Below are 19,307 nucleotides of genomic sequence, written 5' to 3' on the forward strand. Positions count from 1 at the left end.
TAATTACTCAAATAAAAACTTATTAAGTTATGTAACAGGATTGTTACAGATTTTTATCTGATGAGTAAACAGATGATAAAATCATGGAAGCAGATTTGAAATTTTGTTCCTGAAAATGGATATGCAGGCGCTGGAACCAACTTATAGTTGAAAAAGCTGGTTTCAGTGAAATGACATTGTTCAGGAAGTTTAAAACTAAAAAAAATCTCTTTAACATGGTTTTAGTACGAAACCAGGAGAAGATTTTGAAGGATTTTGATTCAATTTTTCTTAATGAAGAGTTTGAAAATACCAGAGATTTTTTAGAATCATTAATGGATAAACTTGTTGATGTAATCGACAATAACTATGAATTTGTTAAAATATTTCTAAATGAAAGATGTAGAATGACCGAGACAGTTATAGAGACATTTATAAAACATTTGGGAGAATACATCCAAAAAAAGCTCCTAATGATAAAATAGATTATCAATTATTGGCATTTACAATTTTAGTTTTTGTATACTTCCTGATTTTTGACAGACGTCAAGGGCGTCATTCTGTAGATCATCAAAAAGCAATAGAAAGATTTGTAGATCATTCTACATTAATGCTTGAAGCTTAAACAATTTTAATCTGTAACTATTTTTTTTACATGGAGTTAGGGGCATTAATTCCAAGCAGTTCAAGACAATTTCTAATAGTGATTCTTGATTTATCGACTAAAACTAATCTCAGGGATTCTTCTTCTGTTCCTATTACTGGAACTGACTTATAAAATCTGTTGAATGTCCCTGCAAGGTCTAAAGCATATTGGGCTATATTATGTACTCTTTTTATCCTTACAGATTCCTCAATCACTGAAGTGAACTTTGAAAGCATCTTTACGAGCTCTATTTCAGAAGGATGGCTTAAGTAATAGCTTTCAACAACTTTTTCTGCATTGAAATCTGCTTTTTCCAGTAATTTGCACGCACGTGCATGTGCATATTGTATGGAAGCGCAGCCACGCTCAAAACTTAACGCTTCATCCCATTTAAACACGATATGTTTTTCTGGAGATAATCTGGCGATAAAGTATCGTATAGCTCCAATTCCAATTTCTTCTGCTATTTTCATGGCAGACCATTTTTCAAGATCTTCTCTTCGTTTTTTAATCTCTAAATAGGCGCGTTCGACAGCTTCATCCATTAAATCATCAACTGAAATGAAAACACCCCTTCTTGTAGACATAGAACCTTCTGGAAGAGTTATGAATTCGTAAAATATAACTTCCGGACTTTCAGCGCCTAATAATTTTAATGCTATACTCAACTGATCAATTGCGAGCTTATGATCAGATCCAAGCACATCAATCATTTCATCACTATTTTCTGATTTTTCAAGATGATATGCGAGGTCTCTTGTTGAATAAAGAGAAGTTCCATCTGATCTTGTCAGTATAAGCTCTTTTTCTATCCCATAATCTTCAAGAGGTAGATAAAGGACTTCATTTCTTTCAGTGTAGCTACTTAAATCATCTAAAATCCTTTTAACAGTACCGTCTTTTACAAATTTACTTTCCCATACATACTTATCGTGTGCAACGTTTAAACGTTCTGATGTAGCTTTTATGCCCTCTAAACATTTGCTTACAACATATTCGAAGTAATCAGCAAGTTCTTCGTCTTTCCCACTTTCATATCTTTTTAATAGCAGGTCAATTTCTGTTTTTAGTTCTTCATCGGCACGTAATTTTTCATTCACCTGGAAATAGATTTTCCCGATTTCATGGTCGACTTTTTCTTTTTCTTCTATTTTAAAATCAAAATTAAGGAGTCCCCAGACAATCATGGCAATTTGTCGCCCCATATCATTAACATAATACTGTGTTTCCACATTATATCCTGCAGATTTCAGCACACGGCTAAGGGAATCTCCTATTATGGAATTTCTAATATGGCCAATATGAAGCGGTCCATTTGGATTAGCTGAAGTGTGTTCAAGGATTATTTTTTCTTCTTTTTCTTCAAGCTGACCATAACTATCATTTATGCTCTCTAAAACCAGTTTTGAGAAATTATCATAATTTATAAAGAAATTAATGTAAGGACCTTTCATTTCAACAGATTTAAATAATTCAGGAGTTTCTATAACATTTAAAATATCTTTAGTTATCTCTACTGGTGGTTTTTTCAACTTTTTTGCAAGCTGAAAAGACACTGTTGATGCAAGATCTCCTAAATCTGCATTTGGCGGTTCTTCAACTTTGATTTCTTCAGGCACTTCATATTCTAGGGCTTTAATTGCATTCTCCAGGGATTTCACTGCTTCTTTTTCAAGTAATCTGTACATAAATTCACCATATAATCATTATACATTAATGAGCTAATTTTAAGAAAATTATATTTCATATTAAGATATCAATAAAAAAATTATTAAAATATATTGTTTATCTGATTTCTGATCTTAAATATTTTTAACATAAAAAATCGTGAAAATAATTTGTTATAATCCTCTTATCCAGAGTGTTATATATCCAACTTTAGGTATAACAGCAGGACCATTATCTTCCATTTTAAATTTTGAAATGATCTGTTCCCTTTTAACCAAGACAGGGTCGGGTGAAGGATTGTTATCTCCTTTCATAAGGTACACGTCCCCTTCAGGTGTTTTGGTTATATTAATTACTCTATGAATTACAGGCTGACCAAACCATGTGGCATTATATATTACTATGTCTCCAATTTTCACCTTATCTGGATTTTTTTAACTATTACTATATCGCCGCGGTAGAGCGCCGGTTCCATGCTACCGCCTGTAACTACATTCATTTTTGTATTTACTGGGCTTAAATTAGAATTCACAGAATATATTCCTATTATTCCAGCCACAAAAATAAAACCAATGATTACAACCGGTACGATTGAAATCAGTTTTTTCGATGATTTCAAAGGTCATTCTCCATATAAATTTATAATCCCCTTATCCATATGGTTATATACCCAATTTTAGGTATGATTAAAGGGTTATTATTTATAGTTATAACCTTTGAAATGATTTGCTCTCTTTTAACCAGGGAAGGATCAGGTGAGGGATTATTATCTCCTTTTATTAGATATAATTCGCCTTCAGACGTTTTTTTAATGTCAATAACCCGGTGAATTACGGGTTGATTATACCAGTCAGCATTATAAACTACTATGTCTCCATTCTCTATAACACCAGGATTTGTATCAATTATAACGATATCCCCTCGCTCCATGACTGGCTCCATGCTTCCAGAGACAACTACATTCATGTGCTGGGCTAAAATAACTCCAATGAGTATAATGACAATATAAGTTGCAATTTCCTTAAGATCCAATTTTTCACCCTTACGGCGTTTTTTATACTATTATTTAAACTTTAAAAGGTTTATATTTTTGCTAAATTATCTTAAAATAGCTCCTTTATCTGCAGAACTTGCAAGTTTTCTGTACCGTGAAAGCCAGCCTTTAACTTCTTTACTTGGAAGGATTACTTCTTCAAGTCTCTTTTTAATTTCATCTTCATCAAGTTTAACATCCAGTTTTCGATTATGCATGTCTATTTTTATTATATCTCCATCTTTTAAAGCAGCAAGAGGACCTCCTGCCATAGCTTCTGGAGATACGTGTCCTATACATGGTCCCCGTGTTCCTCCTGAAAATCTTCCATCTGTTATAAGTGCAACTGACTTAATGCCCATTCCAGATATGGCTGATGTTGGATTTAGCATTTCACGCATTCCAGGACCTCCTTTTGGTCCTTCATATCTTATTATAACTACGTCTCCTTCCTGAATTTCCTTATTAAAGACGGCAGAAACGCATTCATCTTCACTGTTGAAGACTTTTGCAGGCCCTTCGTGTTCCATCATATCTTCATCTACGGCACCTATTTTAACCACAGATCCTCTTGGAGCTAAATTTCCTTTTAATATGGCAAGTCCGCCCTCTTCATGTATAGGGTTATTTAATGGTCGTATAACTTCTTCGTTTAAGACTTTTGCATCTTTAATATTTTCTTTAAGAGTTTTTCCAGTACAGGTCATTACTTCTGGATTTATTTTATCTTCTATTACTTTCAAGACTGCGGGTATGCCTCCAGCACGGTCTAAATCAAGCATTGTATGAATCCCAGAAGGACTCAGTTTGGTGATGTGAGGAATTTTTTTACCTAATAAGTCAAAAGTATCAAGATTTATATTAACTCCTTTATCCTCAAGTTCGCTTGCTATTGCAGGAATATGGAGCGTAGTATTTGTAGAACCTCCAAGAGCTAGATCCGCTGCTATAGCATTTTCAAATGCCTCTTGGGTCATTACTTTTGATGGATTTATATTTTTTTCCAGTAATTCTATTATTTTAGATCCAGATTCTCTTGCAAGTCTCATTTTTTTGGCATCAACTGCATGAGCTGTAGCACAATAGGGTAAACTCATCCCTAAAACTTCTGTTACGCATGCCATTGTGTTTGCAGTAAATAAACCTGCACATGAACCTGCTCCTGGACAGGCACATCTTTCCAGTTCGTCAATTTCTTCCATTGTCATTTTACCTGATGAAACAGCGCCTACACCTTCATAAACATCAATTAGATCGACAGATTTCCCATGGAATTTACCTGGCTTCATTGGACCTCCTGTAACAAAGATTGAAGGAATATCAAGTCTCGCTGCAGCCATAAGCATTCCTGGAACGACTTTATCACATGTGGGGATACAAACAAGTCCATCAAGCTGATGTGCTTGAGCCATGGTTTCTACTGTATCGGCTATTATTTCACGGGAAGCAAGGGAATATTTCATTCCTTCGTGATTCATAGCTATACCGTCGCAAATAGCCATGGTATTAAATTCAAAAGGAACACCACCGGCATGGCTTATTCCTATTTTAACTGCATCTGCAACTTCATTTAAATGAATATGGCCGGGAACAATGTCAGTAAAACTGTTTGCAACACCTATAAATGGTTTATCCATTTCTTCATCTGTAACTCCGCATGCCCTTAGCAGAGATCTGTGGGGGGCTCTTTGCAGACCTTTTTTAATTGAATCACTTCTCATTGAATCACATCTTGAAATTTTTCTCTAATTAATGCTTTATAATCGGCTTATTAGATAATATAAATTTAATTTATTCTTATTTTTAAATAAGCAGTGTTTTTGAATATTATATCCTTTTTTGAGGACTTATAAATTATAATTGTTCAAAACTGTTAATAAGATTTAAGCGTAAAATAATTTATAGTTTTAGTATTTATTAATATGTGTCAGAATTCATATTGCGGGCAGAATTGAAATTTCATCATTTTTTACTTCATAGGTAAATAAAAGAAATGATGAATTTATAGAATCCATTTAAACTTCATTTGTTATTTAGGTATTTTTGAATCATAATGGCTTCTCCCTCAAATATTTAAGATTCAAACAATAGATTATTATCATGCATATAGAATTAATTTTAAAATTTTTAATTTCTTTTGCAATAGGGGCGCTGATTGGTACTGAAAGGGAGCGAAAACAGTCTAAAATAAAAGAATTTGCTGGAATAAGGACTTTCATGCTGATCGCGGTATTTGGAACCTCATCTGCTTTTTTATCAACATTTTATCCTAATTTTTTAATTATAGCGTTTTTAGGGCTTGCAGCAATTGTAAGTTTGAGTTATATCCCCAGTATAAAGGAAACTGGTGATATTGGAATAACTACAGAAGTAGTGGCACTTCTTACATTCATTTTAGGCGCATTATGCTTTACTGATGAAGGATTACAAATTGTCCCCATTCTTGCAATAATAATAACCACTTTACTTGCAGTTAAGCCATATTTACACACTTTTGCACAGAAAATAAGCCAGAAAGAGATTATAAATACCCTTAAATTCCTGATAGTTGCATTTGTGATACTTCCATTACTTCCAAATGAGACTATTGGACCTTTAGGTGTTTTTAATCCCTATCAGATCTGGCTTATGGTAGTATTTATTTCTGGAATAAGCTTTGCTGGATATATATTGATGAAATTTATAGGCGCTGAAAGAGGAATAAGTGCTACTGGAATTATAGGGGGGCTTGTATCCAGTACAGCGGTTACAACTGCCATGGCAGCAAGAGTTAAAGAATCAGATTTTGTTATCAGGGCAGCAGTATTTGCCACAGTTGTTGCAAGTTCAATGATGTTTTTTCGAGTTCTATTTGAAGTATCAGTAATTAATTCTAATTTAATAGGTATTCTCGTTGCTCCAATGCTTAGTATGGGGATTTTAGGTATTTTTTTAGGCTTTTTAGCATGGAAAACAACCAAAGTCAGGGAAGTAGGTGAGGATCTTAAACTTAAAAACCCCTTTTCACTTAAACCTGCGTTAATATTTGGTTTATTGTTTTTGATTATTTTATTTATATCTAAAATAGCCGATATTTATTTTGGAAGCAGTGGAATTTACATTACAAGCATCATATCTGGAGTAGCTGACGTGGACGCTATAACAATAAGTATGGCTATCCTTGCAAGGGATACAATATCTAATGAAGTTGCAGTTACTGCAATAACGCTTGCAGCGATATCAAATACGGTTGTTAAATTTTTTATTGCAATGTTTTTTGGAACAAGAAAATTTGGATATTTGATAGGTGTAATATTCGCCCTAATCATTTCAATAGGAATAATTGCTATAATATTTGTCTAATTAATATTTTTTAACATGCATAATCTCATTAATTTTTAGGGGAATTAAAATCCTGTTTAAAATAAAAATTTAAATAGTGAAAAAATAAATTTTTATGAGTATATATTTTATTTATTTAAGAAAGACAGGATATTCCAGAATTGTTTAAATCTGTTAATAGAACTAGAATTACTCTTATAACTATTTTAGATTCACGGGTGATAAAATGAGGATACTTTTAATTCATTCTGATTATTTAAAGTATAAAACAAAACAGAAGACAAGAATAGCAGAAGATATTGGAGATAAAAAAAGTGAGGAATTCGAAAATGCTCTGGTGGTTTTTACCGCAGTTGAGAAGAAAGATGAACAGAATACAGATGAGATTGTAAAAAATGCAGTTTCAGAAATAATCAATGTTTCAGGTCAGGTAAAACCGGACAATGTAATTATATATCCTTATGCTCATTTAAGTTCTTCTTTAGGCTCTCCTCAATCTGCAAAGAAGATTTTGAAGGATATGGAATCTGAACTAAAAGCAAAAAACATCAAAGTCTCAAGAGTTCCATTTGGATGGTACAAATCATTTGAAATATCATGTAAAGGACATCCATTATCTGAACTTTCAAGAACCATTACTGTAAAACCTAAAGAAGAAGAAAAGGCAACAGAAGAACCTTCCAAATGGTATGTTTTAAGTAAAGGAGAACTTTATGATCCAGAGGATTATGAATTTAAAAACGAAGACCTCAAAAAGCTTACTGATTATGAGCTCGGTAAATTAGAATCCACTGGAGAGGAACCTCCACATGTAAGGCTTATGCGTGAAAAAGGTCTTGCAGATTACGAACCATCCGCTGATGTTGGGCACCTCAGATGGTACCCTAAAGGCAGATTAGTTCGTGATCTTCTCTCAGATTATGTTTACAACCTTGTAACAGAGTACGGTGCTATGCCTGTTGAAACTCCAATAATGTATGACCTTGCTGATGAAGCAATAAGGACACATGCAGATAAATTTGGAGAAAGACAGTACAGAATGGGTACTAAAAAAGAACTCATGTTAAGATTTGCCTGCTGTTTTGGGGCATTTAGAATGCTTTCAGATTCATTTTTAACCTGGAAAAATCTTCCAGTTGGAGTATATGAACTTTCAACATATAGTTTCCGATTAGAAAAGAGAGGAGAAGTAGTGGGGCTTAAAAGACTTAGAGGATTTACAATGCCTGATTTCCACTCAGTATGTGCAGATATTCCAAGCTCAATGGAAGAATTTGACAGGCAAATTGATATGTGCATGCAGACTGGAAAAGACCTTGATGTGAATTATGAAGCTATTTTCAGGGCGACAGCAGACTTCTTTGAAGAAAATAAAGAATGGATATATAATGCAGCAGAAAAAATGGGAAAACCAATACTTCTTGAGATTTTGCCAAGGCGTAAGCATTACTGGATTGCTAAAATGGACTTTGCAGCTATTGATTACCTTGGAAGGCCTATAGAAAACCCTACAATCCAGATAGACGTTGAAAGCGCTGAAAGATTTGACATAACATACATTAATGAAGCTGAAGAAGAAGAATATCCTATAATTATCCATTGCAGCCCCACAGGAAGCATAGAGCGCGTTATAGGCAGTTTACTTGAAAAAACTGCCATAGAAATAAACGAAAGGCCTCCAATGCTGCCGGTATGGCTTTCACCAACACAGGTAAGAGTAATTCCAATTGCAGAGAGACATATAGAACTTGCATCATCTCTTGTAGATGAATTAAAAGAAAATAATATAAGAGTTGATATGGATGAACGTCATGAAACTGTTGGTAAAAAAATAAGGAATGCTGGAAAGGAATGGGTACCATATACAATTGTAATTGGAGATAAAGAACTTGATAGTGATAAATTCACTGTAAATATTCGTGAAAGTAATGAAAAAGTTTTAATGGACAAAGATGAACTCATTAATAGAATACATGATGAAGTAAAAGGAATGCCATTCAGGCCGCTGCCTTTACCATTAAAATTATCTAAAAGAGTTAACTTTTAATTAACTCTTTAACTATTTTTATTTTATTATTGCTTATTCATTTTTTTACATGGTTTTATTGGAAAAATAAACATTATGGGCTATATTGGAAGTTGATTTTTGGAGTTTTTTTCTTTATAAAAAAATAAAATAAATCTGAGGGTTAAATAGTTTATTATCCTTCTTTATCCATTCTCTCCGTGGTAAGTTACGTTCGGGAACTTGCTATACCATTAACTACAATTATTTCACCGCTCTGGAATTCTATAACGGATGTCCGAGTTTTATCCCCAAATATGCCGTCTTCTTCTCCGGCTTTATATCCATGAGCATTCAGCCAGCGGTGTATTTTTTTTTTACATCCTCTCATTCCTCACCATTTTTCAACATTAGTTGCATTTTACTTACTCCCGAAATTAGATGTTTTATAGTTTATCTTGCAAATAATTAATAAAATTTTTTTATTTTATATCATAATATTTAAAATCGGTATTTATCGTAATTTATGCAAATTCTAAAAGTTAGAGGGCACTAAATGTTTTTGAAGTTTTGATAATAGTTTAAATATTATAACTTATAACTAATAATTTAGAAGTTAAATGGAGGTTCTCAAAATCTATCAAAAATCCTCAAAAATCTCCGATTTTTGGGAGCCCTCAAACGCGTAGCATTCTAAAACTTCGATTTTCGATATGTCAAATTCTAAGAATTTGTCAGCGTTTGGGGCATCATAATCTTTGATTATGATAGCCTACAAAATTGTAAATTTTGTAGCGGAGAAAACAGAGCTTACAAACACAAAGTGTTTGTGCTCCGAAATTCTACGAATTTCGAGAGTTTTCTCCGGTTATAAAATGCGGAGCATGCAAATCTCCGATTTGCTGCCTGCAAAACTGAAAGTTAGAGAAACTTTGTTTCTCTACACCAAAAATTCGCAGAATTTTTGAAGCAAGATTTTGGAACCCCAAAAATTAGAATAATTTTTGGAGGACACTGGAATGGGTGAGGTAATAGCAATATTGAATCAAAAAGGAGGCTGCGGAAAGACCACAACTGCAGTTAATCTATCTACCGCTCTGGCACTTAAGGGGAAGAATGTTTTACTTGTGGATATTGATCCTCAAGGTAACGCCACAACAAGCTTTGGAATAGAAAAAAACGAGCTTAACAGTACCATATACACAGTATTAACTGGAAAAGATCCGCTTAAAGATGCAATTGTCCAAACAGGAATTGAGGGAGTGGATCTGGTTCCAAGTAACATTTCCTTAAGCGGTGCTGAAATAGAATTAAGTGGGGAAATTGGATTTCATTCCATATTAAAAGAGAATATAGAAGACATAAAGGATTATTTTGACTATATTTTTATTGATGTTCCTCCATCACTGGGTTTACTTACGATAAATTCACTGGTTGCTTCAGATAGTGTAATTATTCCTATTCAGGCGGAATTTTATGCACTTGAAGGAATGGCCGATCTTGTAGAGGCTATGCAGCTTGTTGGAAACCGTTTAAACAGTCCATCTGAGATAAAAGGCATTCTTCTTACATTATATGACTCAAGAACTAGGCTTGGAAGAGAAGTGTTTAAAAATGTCAAGGAATACTTTGGAGAAAAAGAAAACATTTTTAAAACAGCTATTCCCCGAAATGTTAAGCTTGCTGAGGCTCCAAGCCATGGAAAACCGTGTATTTTATATGATGAAGAGTGTAGAGGAACTTTTGCTTATAATGAACTTGCAGAAGAAATAATCAGCATGGAGAATACAGAATGACCAACAAAAAACAAAGTGGAGCGCTTGGAAAGGGTCTTGATGCTTTAATAGGCAAAAATTATATTAAAGAGACAAATAAAGAGGAAAAAATAACAGAATCAGAAGATGTATTACGGTCCAGAGTAATGGATCCTGAAATAATAGCAGCAATTTTAGATGATGTAAAGAAAAACCCGCGTATCTCACTCTGGTCAGCAAAATCTGCAGCGGTGTTACGATTTTTAAGAAAAACAGAGCCCGAATTCAGTATAAGCAGTGAAGCATCTCTTTTAATTGAAGACGCGATAAAAATCAAGTATCCCGAGATATGGGACCTCTTTGAAGAGCATTTTTAATTATTTTTGTATAATTTGATGTGGGAAAACTTTGTTTCCCAACATCAAAGATTTTATCAGTGCCACGAAAATTCGATTTTGTGGCAAGATTTGAAGATCATTTTTTTATTATACTTTATACCTTATAAGTTAGTATTTATAACTTTGAAGTTATCAGTTATAACAACATCAATTATTAGTTATAACTTAAAATTTATAACTTATAACAGGATCAATTAAAACTTTTAAGTAAGTAATATAATGAAAAATTTAAAAGTTTAAAACCGATTGATAAGATTTATTCAGCTTGATAAAGGGTTCAGCACGTTTTACAGCCACACCAAGATTTTTAAGCTCTTCTAACTTTTTAATTCCAATCCCACGCTTTCTGAGGGTTATAATTTTTTTTGCAGATATTTTGCCAATTCCAGGAATTCTTATAAGCTCTTCAAACGATGCTTCATTGATTTCGATGGGAAATAACTCTCTATTGTTCATTGCAAAAGAATATTTGGGGTCAATTTCAGTTTCTATGTTTCCATCTTTATCAAATACCAGTTCGTCCAGGGAAAAGTCATAGGAATTCAGCAAAAAATCTGCCTGATAAAGCCTTGATGTCCGTTTGGGATGGGGAATATCATGATTTTCAAGAGGAGTACCTTTCAGAGGATTAAAGGCACTGAAATAACTTCTTTTTATCTCGAACTTATCAGAAAGCCATTTTGATCTCTTGAGAACATCTTCATCACTCTCATCTGTTGCTCCTACAATAAACTGGGTGGTCTGTCCAGAAGGCGCCATATGGGAGTCTTTTTTCGATAATCTGTGGATCCACTTCATCCTCCTTAAGATATCAATTTCAAAATTTTTGGTACTGGTTAATTCTTCAAATCCATCAGGAGTTGCAGATTCTATATTCACGCTTACACGATTTGCTAAGCTCATAGCTCTTTTAATAAGGTCAAAAGATGTTCCGGGAAGGATTTTAAGATGAATATAGCCGTCATATCCATAATCTCTGAGTATTCTTGCAACTTCTATTTCCTTCTCCATTGAATATTCTATATCTTTTGAAGCTCCTGAACTTAAAAATAAACCTTCAACATATTTTCTATTAAAATAGTCTAAAAACAAAGTGGAAAGTTCTTCTGGAGTGAATTCATAACGCTCTAATTTGCTACTCCTACTATTCATACAGTATTTACAGTCATTAGAGCATTTGTTAGTCATTAAAACCTTAAAAATTGGTATGCACTGTCCATTAGGTGAAGTGCTATTATATATTCCTGGAATTTTTCCTGAAATATAGGTTTCAATACCTGGATCTACATAATTACATAGATCATATTTGGCAGATTCCCCCAGAATTTTGAGTTTTTTTTGACTGTTCATCAAGTTTTATTATCTTGAATTTATTTATTAGATTTTTCGTTTCATAAAAACTTTATAAATCCAGTAGATTTTTTCTTTAATTTCTTAAAATTTAATATAAACCATTAAATTCATACTTCATCCTAATAAAACTGTATTTTTAGGGTATCTGCTCCAAAAAAATCCCTTATCAAAGATACTTCCCTTTTTGAAAAAGATTTTAACCGGGCAAAATCATCAAATACTTAACCTTTCAATAAATAAACATTTTTTGATGATTTAAAGATAAAAATAAGAACGGATTAACGAAATTTCTATTTCAGTAGTATAATTCCTTATATGGTGGCTTTAATTCATAAATAGCACCTATAAATAGCTTTTTTTGGGATTTTAAAACAAAATCTTTAAATATCAAAACTTCTTTAAATGTAATACTAATTTATACAAAATTATTCAAAATTCATGGAGGAGATACAATTAAGCGAAGATATGCTTACGTGCCAGTATTTATGCTTTGCATGTTTATAGGTAGTCTGTTTTCTTTTGGGGCTTTAAATAATTATGGAACAACTGATATAGAACCAATTGATTCTTCTAAGGCTATAGCTGGAATGAATAATAATCATGCTTCTTACATATCTGAAGCAAATGCTAAATCTAAAATTAAGAGAGGCAATGTATTGTCAGTGCGAGGTAAATGTTCCTGCAGTTTACTTACAGATTATAAAATGCATCGTGCTAAATGGCTAAATTATTGTCCGCAGTGCCATAAATATGGAACATTGAGATTCACCAGAGGGGGAGGATGTCCTGAAGGAATGCTGTACTGTACCCGATGTGATGCTGATTTCTGCGCAGTACATGGTAAAGAACATGTATATCGTGGTGCAACATATCTAAGATCAGCATAAATAATGAATTTGCAGAGATTTGATTAAAAAAACATTTTATTAACCTTTTTATTTTAGGGAATTATATTAATGAGCCAAATCTGCATAAGCATATTTTAGAGTAATTTATCCTATTTAATGGATTATTAATTCCTAAAGTTTATATAATAAAAGATTTCCATCTTCAAATGGTGTTAAAAATGTCCATCTTAGTTATAGGAATTATTTTATTCGTCATAATAGTTTTAGTGCTTTTAATTGTTGGTATGTATAACAGTTTGGTCGGATCGCGTAACCGGGTTAAAAATGCATGGTCTCAGATAGATGTTCAACTGAACAGAAGAGCTGATCTGATACCTAACCTGATAGAAACAGTTAAGGGTTATGCTAAACACGAAAAAACTGTATTTCAAAATGTTACTGAAGCAAGAGCTAACCTTATGAATGCTAAAACCGTTCAAGAAAATGCTGAAGCAAATAATATCTTAACTGACACATTAAAAAGTCTTTTTGCTGTGGCAGAAAATTACCCAGAATTAAAGGCCAATGAAAATTTTTTGGAGTTACAAAGCCAGTTACAAGAAACAGAGGATAAAATAGCATATTCAAGACAATTCTACAATGATACAGTGCTGATGTACAATAATAAGATTCAAATGTTTCCAAGCAGTATAATAGCTCGACAATTTAACTTTACCGAGGCAGAGTTCTTTGAAGTTGAAGAATCTGTTCGTTCAGTTCCAAAAGTTGAATTTTAGGTGTTATAATGGATAAGAAACATTTCATCGCCTTAATTTTACTATTTTTTGTTACAATTTCAATCATTCCTGGTGTTACTTTTGCACAGGATGATGATCGAAGCTATTCAATCCCTTATGCAAATATCGATCTTTTCGTTGAAGAGAATGGTAATCTTCATGTAAAAGAGAAACTCCATTACTCGTTTTCAGGCACTTATAATGGAGTTTACAGGGACATACCGCTTGCAAGCGGACAAAAAATAGAAAACCTTAAAATATCGATCCAGGGAGCGTATTCAAGTTATCAAGTTAACAGAAATGGAGATATACAATCTTTAAAGATATTTCTGTATTCTAATTCTCAAAAAACAATTCCAGTTACAGATAGAGATGTGGATGTTTTCATAGAATACGATTTTATCAATGTTATAAAAATCTACAATGACATCGCTGAACTTCATTATAAACTATGGGGAGAAGGTTGGGATGTTGATGTAGGTCAGGTTAACAGCAATATACATCTTAAATCAGGTGATGGGGTTCAATACTGGTTAAATCCGCCCTACTTTGTTCAAAATGATAACTGGCAGGATGGAACTCTACAAGTAGCGAGTGAAAGTATTTCTTCGGGCAACTATTTTGAGTTGAGAATGGCCATACCCAAAGATCAGTTTGCAGCCGACCCACAATTTGCACAAAAAATCAACATAGATGGATTGCCTGAAATTGAACGAATTCAAAGGGATTATGAAAATGAATTAAATCTGAAAACAGGTTTATACTCAATACTGGCCATATTAATGTTTTTAAGCATATTTTTACCTGTACTAATATATTTCAAATTCGGAAGAGAGCCAAAAATTGATTATCGGGCAGAATACGAGCGTGATTTACCGACTGATGATTTACCTGCTGTAGTAAATGCCATATCTGGCAGAGGATTAGGTAAAAGAGTAGGGGACCTGATATGGATGGATTTAGAGCCACCATAATGGATTTGATAAACCGTAAATATCTGCTAATGCAGAATATTCCCTCAAAACTCGATGAGAATAAAGATGCGTCTCTTTCATTAAAAATAAACTATGATAAAGGCTTGAACGGGCTTAAAAATTTTGAATCAGATGTTATTAATTTCTTGAGGGAGTTTGAAGAAGAAGGTATTATCTATCTGGATAGTCTTAAACATGATTTAAAGGATAAAAGCACAGCAGAATCATTTAGAGATTCATACAACCTCTGGAAGGATAATTTAAAAAATGAATTTTTAGATGATGAAACCATGAATAAAATATTCTCAAAAAAGGAGATACATACCTCAAAGCTTTCGGAATAATTGGTTTAATTATTGCAGCAATAACATTCTTTTTCACAGTTTCAGATCCACTACCCACATCAAATTTAGCTTTGATTTCATCTATTATTTTAGGAGTCGTGGCGGTTATATCATTAATAATGTCCCAAAAGGTTGCAGGACAATGGACTACTTATGGTGAGGAATATGATGCAAAATGGCATAACTTCAGGAAATACATCCAGGATTTCAGCTTAATAAAAGAGTATCCACCAGAATCTGTTAACATCTGGAATAAATACCTTGTATATGCAACTGCCCTCGGAGTTGCAGATAAAGTCAGAAAAACAATGGAGATGAGTCTTCCAGGTGAGGAGCTGGCTCGAAGTGACATTTATCTCTTCCACTACTATGGCGGATATGTGCTTCTCTCATCCAGTTTAGATACTGGTATGAGCACAGCTACAGGTGGTGGGGCTGGAGGAGTCGGCGGAGTAGGCGGTGGCGCCGGTGGAGGGGGTGGAGGAGCTTTTTAGGCTCCAAACCCACATTCATATTTAAATGTGATTTTTCTATAAACCAACTAAATTTTTAAATAACATCTCACCTTACTAAATTATATGAGAATAGTCTTAGCAGGAACAGGAAGCGCAGTAGGAAAAACAACCATTTCAACAGGGATAATGAAAGCATTATCAGAGGAATATCGGATCCAGCCGTTTAAAGCTGGTCCAGACTACATAGATACCTCATATCATACCCTCGCAACTGGGAATAACTCAAGAAACCTTGATTCATTTTTCATGTCAGATGGGCAAATTAGAACCTCATTTGAAAGGGGTTTAAAAACCTCTGGAGCTGATTTTGGAATAATTGAAGGTGTAAGGGGCCTTTATGAAGGGATAAGTCCTATTGAAGATGTTGGAAACACGGCATCAATTGCGAAGGCGCTTGATTCTCCCGTAATACTTATTATTAATTCTCGAAGTCTGGTTAAAAGCGCTGCGGCCATTGTAATTGGATTTAAAACCCTTGATCCTAGCATTAAAATTGAGGGCGTGATTTTAAATCATGTAAAAAATAAAAGGCACTATCTAAAAACTAAAGAGGCCATTGAAACCCTTGCAAAGACCGATGTGATTGGTGGAATCAAAAGAGATGATGCAATCAAGGTTGAACAGAGACATCTTGGCCTTGTACCTGCAGTGGAACGTGAAAACTTATTGAACTATATTGAAAGATGGGGAGAAGTGATTAAGGAAAATATAGATATTGACGCGCTTATTTCTATCATGAAAAATGCTGGAAAGCTCCCTGAAGGAAGAGAAGATACATGGCAGGCTGAAAACCGTAAAAAGGTGAAAATTGGGGTTGCCATGGATGAAGTGTTTAATTTTTATTATACTGAAAATTTGGAGGCATTAAAAGCCAACAATGCACAGATAATTCCTTTTAGCCCTTATAAAGATGAAGAGGTTCCGGATGTTGATGGAATTTATTTTGGGGGAGGATACCCTGAAATCTTTGCAAAGGAGCTTGAATCTAACCAGTCCATGCGAAAATCCGTCCTCAAATTCCATGAAGAAGGAAATCCAATATATGGGGAATGTGGAGGGCTTATGTACCTTACAAACTCAATTAACGGCAGAGAAATGTGTGGAATTTTTAATTATCAATCAGAAATGACCAAAAATGTTCAGGGTTTAAGTTATGTAATTGCAGAGACTCAAAAGGACAATCCTATAACTAAGGAAGGCGAAATATTTAGAGGACATGAATTCCATTATTCAAAGGTCCTGATAAACGGAAAACCTGAATTTGCCTTTAAAATACTTAGGGGAAGGGGAATTAAAGGGGAATTGGACGGATTAATGAGTAAAAACACCGTTGCAAGTTATCTACATACCCATACTGCCGCATGTCCTCAGTTTGCTTCTAATTTTACTCAAAGTGCTGGAGATTAAATTCTGTAGATGAGAAATTTTTATAGGTTATGTAGATAAACAGAATATAATTTCTATAATAAAATTAAAACAGTGAAATCATGAAAGTAAAAGATATAGACATATTTTCACCTTATATCGTTGTTGCAGCCATAATATTATATATGGCGCTTGCTATTGTTGCTTATCAATATCATTTAAGAGGTTTGGACTTTGTATCCAATGAAACATATTTTGTAGTATTTTTTGGTACATTATTCTTTGTTATTGGTGTGCTTACTCCAAAAGTACTTGGTAGGTTTAATTTACTTAAAAGTTTCAATATACACGATAGTATCCAGAGAGATAATATAAAAAATAAACTTCAAAAATCTAAACTGAATAACTTTTTAAATGAAAAGGTTTTACTTTCAATCGTTTTTATTGGCATCTTCCTGCAGATTCTGAACATGTATTTGCTGGGGGGGATTCCACTTTTCAGTGGTTATCTAAAGGCAAAGGCAACTACAGACATCTGGAGAATTTCATATATCGTATTTTTACCGGCAATTAACCTTTTAATTGCAAAATATCATAGAAAATGGTATTTTGCACTGTTTTTAATCGGCCTTGCTCTATTTGCCTCTACTGGATATAGAACCACCACAATGGCCGTATTAATCAGCGTCTTTATTACAGTTTATTATACAAGAGGGTTGAAATTCAAGCACTTTTTAATTTTTGCAGTAATTGCAGCAATTATTGGAATTTCAGTGGGTTATATTGCAGTTAAATCTATAGAATGGCAACAATGGACTCTTAATCCAATTCAACTGGTATTTTATAGGGCGGGATTCACATTAATGGTTCTTGATAAGATAGTTCACATGGCAGGAGCTACTAAGGGGGCAATGATTTATAATACATTCACTGCTGGCCATCCAAGATATATTGTAGGGGAAGTAGCACTTGGATACCACAAAATGATAACGCCAACGATTTTTGGCCCTGCAATGTTCGATTTTGGCTATATTGCACTTGCAATCCAAATGTTCATACTTGGATTAATCTTAAAATTAATGCACATTGCCCAGAGAACAGTGGACAGTGCATATACAGCAATTTATGCTATAATTCTTGCACATACATTAATCTGGATTGAAACAGGTCCAACTGATTCAATTGTATGGTTATTCTATTTCCTTGCAGTTGCATTCCTTTTAGTGTTTGTCCGGAACAATAAAATTCAATTTAAAGAGCAAGAATCCAATTAAAAACAATTTATTTAATTTTATTTTCTATTTTAGTTATTTTAATTTATTTAATTGATTTGTAAAACAATATTTTTACTTAATAATATTAGTATGGCTTATTTTTATGGTTTATTATATGTTTTGAATTAATAACGCCTGAACTACCTTAATACAAATGTAGTTAATTATATTAAAAAGATTGACAGATCATTATACATATGTTAGTAGGGGGTATAATTATGGATAATGAGTTAAGAAGAGAACTAATAGAAAAGTCGCCAATATCCTTTTCAGGGCTTAAAAAGCTTAATATCGGTGCAGGAATATTCCTGGGTATCCAGGGAATAATAATGATTATTATAGGATATCTCTTAGAATGGAATCAGGATATATACACATTTTATATTAATTTTAAAGTAATTTCCCTTAATCCGCTGAATTTCCAGATATTGCCTGATCCACAGGTGATTTTCACACTTTCTTACTTGGGGATAATTGTATCTTCTTTCCTTCTCATTTCAGCATTTGCACTATTGAGCATAGCCTTCTGGAAAAATAAAAACTACGTTGAAAATTTAAAGAAGGGGATGAATCCCTACAGATGGTATGAATACTTCTTCTCCAGTTCAATTATGCTGGTAATAATCGCTACTTTCGTTGGTGTTTGGGATTTATGGTCATTGGTGATGATATTTGTTTTAAATGCAGTAATGATCATGTGCGGTTACCTGATGGAGAAAATAAATTTCTATACCAAAAAAACAGACTGGTCCGCATATCTTTTAGGATGTTTAGCCGGCTTCACTCCATGGGTAGTTCTTGCAGCCTACTTTATCGCTGCTTTAGGATCAGCAGAAACAGAGCCTCCGACATTTGTTTACGCCATTCTAGCATTCTATTTCATTATATTCAACACCTTCTCTATAAACATGATTTTACAGTACAAGGGTATTGGGAAATGGAAGGATTATCTATATGGGGAAAGAGCCTACATACTTTTAAGTTTCACCGCAAAAACCATACTGGCATGGCTGGTGTTTGTTGGAGTATTTGCACCATAAAACTTTTATTCATA

The 19,307-nt window shown here is 33.5% G+C and carries 21 protein-coding genes; 14 read left to right on the forward strand and 7 right to left on the reverse strand.

Annotated elements, in window-relative coordinates:
- Positions 1 to 245: 245 nt before the first annotated feature.
- Together QMD61_04095 and QMD61_04100 are read left to right on the forward strand one after the other, a co-directional pair.
- A complete protein-coding gene (locus QMD61_04095) occupies positions 246 to 464 on the forward strand; it encodes a hypothetical protein (GenBank protein MDI6723804.1) in 219 nt (72 codons plus the stop codon).
- Positions 465 to 475: 11 nt separating this feature from the next.
- A complete protein-coding gene (locus QMD61_04100; protein MDI6723805.1) occupies positions 476 to 604 on the forward strand; it encodes a hypothetical protein in 129 nt (42 codons plus the stop codon).
- 26 nt (positions 605 to 630) lie between these two features.
- On the opposite strand, the gene argS is transcribed toward QMD61_04100, so the two are convergent.
- The 5 genes from argS to ilvD form a co-directional block, all read right to left on the reverse strand.
- A complete protein-coding gene (argS, locus tag QMD61_04105) occupies positions 631 to 2,313 on the reverse strand; it encodes an arginine--tRNA ligase (protein ID MDI6723806.1) in 1,683 nt (560 codons plus the stop codon).
- A gap of 153 nt (positions 2,314 to 2,466) precedes the next feature.
- Entirely contained in the window at positions 2,467 to 2,712 is a 246-nt protein-coding gene (locus QMD61_04110) for a hypothetical protein (GenBank protein MDI6723807.1), read from the reverse strand.
- On the reverse strand, positions 2,709 to 2,912 hold the full coding sequence (locus tag QMD61_04115; GenBank protein MDI6723808.1) for a hypothetical protein: 204 nt from the start codon (positions 2,910 to 2,912) through the stop codon (positions 2,709 to 2,711). Before QMD61_04115 ends, QMD61_04110 begins: the two co-directional genes overlap by 4 nt.
- A 20-nt stretch (positions 2,913 to 2,932) precedes the next feature.
- The gene (locus QMD61_04120) at positions 2,933 to 3,325 is read right to left on the reverse strand and encodes a signal peptidase I (protein MDI6723809.1); all 393 of its coding nucleotides are present in this window, start codon (positions 3,323 to 3,325) and stop codon (positions 2,933 to 2,935) included.
- A 66-nt stretch (positions 3,326 to 3,391) separates the two neighbouring features.
- Positions 3,392 to 5,047: a dihydroxy-acid dehydratase gene (gene ilvD, locus QMD61_04125; GenBank protein MDI6723810.1), complete on the reverse strand. Its 1,656-nt coding sequence runs from the start codon at positions 5,045 to 5,047 to the stop codon at positions 3,392 to 3,394.
- Between the two features lie 379 nt (positions 5,048 to 5,426).
- On the opposite strand from ilvD, the gene QMD61_04130 reads away from it, so the two are divergent.
- Together QMD61_04130 and QMD61_04135 are read left to right on the forward strand one after the other, a co-directional pair.
- Positions 5,427 to 6,668, forward strand: a complete 1,242-nt coding sequence (locus tag QMD61_04130; protein ID MDI6723811.1) for a DUF4010 domain-containing protein — start codon at positions 5,427 to 5,429, stop codon at positions 6,666 to 6,668.
- Positions 6,669 to 6,873: 205 nt separating this feature from the next.
- Positions 6,874 to 8,694, forward strand: a complete 1,821-nt coding sequence (locus QMD61_04135; GenBank protein ID MDI6723812.1) for a threonine--tRNA ligase — start codon at positions 6,874 to 6,876, stop codon at positions 8,692 to 8,694.
- 187 nt (positions 8,695 to 8,881) lie between these two features.
- Here the strand turns inward: QMD61_04135 and QMD61_04140 are convergent, their stop codons facing one another.
- Positions 8,882 to 9,043, reverse strand: a complete 162-nt coding sequence (locus QMD61_04140) for a peptidoglycan-binding domain-containing protein (protein ID MDI6723813.1) — start codon at positions 9,041 to 9,043, stop codon at positions 8,882 to 8,884.
- A gap of 628 nt (positions 9,044 to 9,671) precedes the next feature.
- Here QMD61_04140 and QMD61_04145 point away from each other — a divergent pair.
- Together QMD61_04145 and QMD61_04150 are read left to right on the forward strand one after the other, a co-directional pair.
- Complete coding sequence (locus QMD61_04145) at positions 9,672 to 10,448, forward strand: ParA family protein (GenBank protein ID MDI6723814.1); 777 nt, start codon at positions 9,672 to 9,674, stop codon at positions 10,446 to 10,448.
- On the forward strand, positions 10,445 to 10,783 hold the full coding sequence (locus QMD61_04150; GenBank protein ID MDI6723815.1) for a hypothetical protein: 339 nt from the start codon (positions 10,445 to 10,447) through the stop codon (positions 10,781 to 10,783). Before QMD61_04145 ends, QMD61_04150 begins: the two co-directional genes overlap by 4 nt.
- Positions 10,784 to 11,032: 249 nt before the next feature.
- Here QMD61_04150 and QMD61_04155 read toward each other — a convergent pair whose 3' ends face one another.
- Positions 11,033 to 12,154 carry a radical SAM protein gene (locus tag QMD61_04155; GenBank protein MDI6723816.1) on the reverse strand — a complete coding sequence of 374 codons (1,122 nt, stop codon included), beginning with the start codon at positions 12,152 to 12,154 and terminating at the stop codon, positions 11,033 to 11,035.
- Positions 12,155 to 12,642: 488 nt separating this feature from the next.
- Here QMD61_04155 and QMD61_04160 point away from each other — a divergent pair, with 488 nt between their 5' ends.
- From QMD61_04160 to heR, 8 genes are all read left to right on the forward strand, one after another.
- Positions 12,643 to 13,044 carry a hypothetical protein gene (locus QMD61_04160; GenBank protein MDI6723817.1) on the forward strand — a complete coding sequence of 134 codons (402 nt, stop codon included), beginning with the start codon at positions 12,643 to 12,645 and terminating at the stop codon, positions 13,042 to 13,044.
- A 179-nt stretch (positions 13,045 to 13,223) separates the two neighbouring features.
- On the forward strand, positions 13,224 to 13,781 hold the full coding sequence (locus tag QMD61_04165; protein MDI6723818.1) for a LemA family protein: 558 nt from the start codon (positions 13,224 to 13,226) through the stop codon (positions 13,779 to 13,781).
- Positions 13,782 to 13,789: 8 nt separating this feature from the next.
- Positions 13,790 to 14,755: a DUF2207 domain-containing protein gene (locus tag QMD61_04170; GenBank protein ID MDI6723819.1), complete on the forward strand. Its 966-nt coding sequence runs from the start codon at positions 13,790 to 13,792 to the stop codon at positions 14,753 to 14,755.
- Complete coding sequence (locus QMD61_04175) at positions 14,731 to 15,099, forward strand: DUF2207 domain-containing protein (protein MDI6723820.1); 369 nt, start codon at positions 14,731 to 14,733, stop codon at positions 15,097 to 15,099. The genes QMD61_04170 and QMD61_04175 overlap by 25 nt, the downstream gene beginning before the upstream one ends.
- 20 nt (positions 15,100 to 15,119) lie before the next feature.
- On the forward strand, positions 15,120 to 15,593 hold the full coding sequence (locus tag QMD61_04180; GenBank protein ID MDI6723821.1) for a DUF2207 domain-containing protein: 474 nt from the start codon (positions 15,120 to 15,122) through the stop codon (positions 15,591 to 15,593).
- An 84-nt stretch (positions 15,594 to 15,677) separates the two neighbouring features.
- On the forward strand, positions 15,678 to 17,021 hold the full coding sequence (gene cfbB / locus QMD61_04185) for a Ni-sirohydrochlorin a,c-diamide synthase (GenBank protein MDI6723822.1): 1,344 nt from the start codon (positions 15,678 to 15,680) through the stop codon (positions 17,019 to 17,021).
- 80 nt (positions 17,022 to 17,101) lie between these two features.
- Positions 17,102 to 18,253: an oligosaccharide repeat unit polymerase family protein gene (locus QMD61_04190; GenBank protein ID MDI6723823.1), complete on the forward strand. Its 1,152-nt coding sequence runs from the start codon at positions 17,102 to 17,104 to the stop codon at positions 18,251 to 18,253.
- Between the two features lie 218 nt (positions 18,254 to 18,471).
- On the forward strand, positions 18,472 to 19,293 hold the full coding sequence (gene heR / locus QMD61_04195; GenBank protein ID MDI6723824.1) for a heliorhodopsin HeR: 822 nt from the start codon (positions 18,472 to 18,474) through the stop codon (positions 19,291 to 19,293).
- Positions 19,294 to 19,307: the final 14 nt, after the last annotated feature.

It is taken from the genome of Methanobacterium sp., assembly GCA_030017655.1.
GTDB lineage: Archaea > Methanobacteriota > Methanobacteria > Methanobacteriales > Methanobacteriaceae > Methanobacterium_D.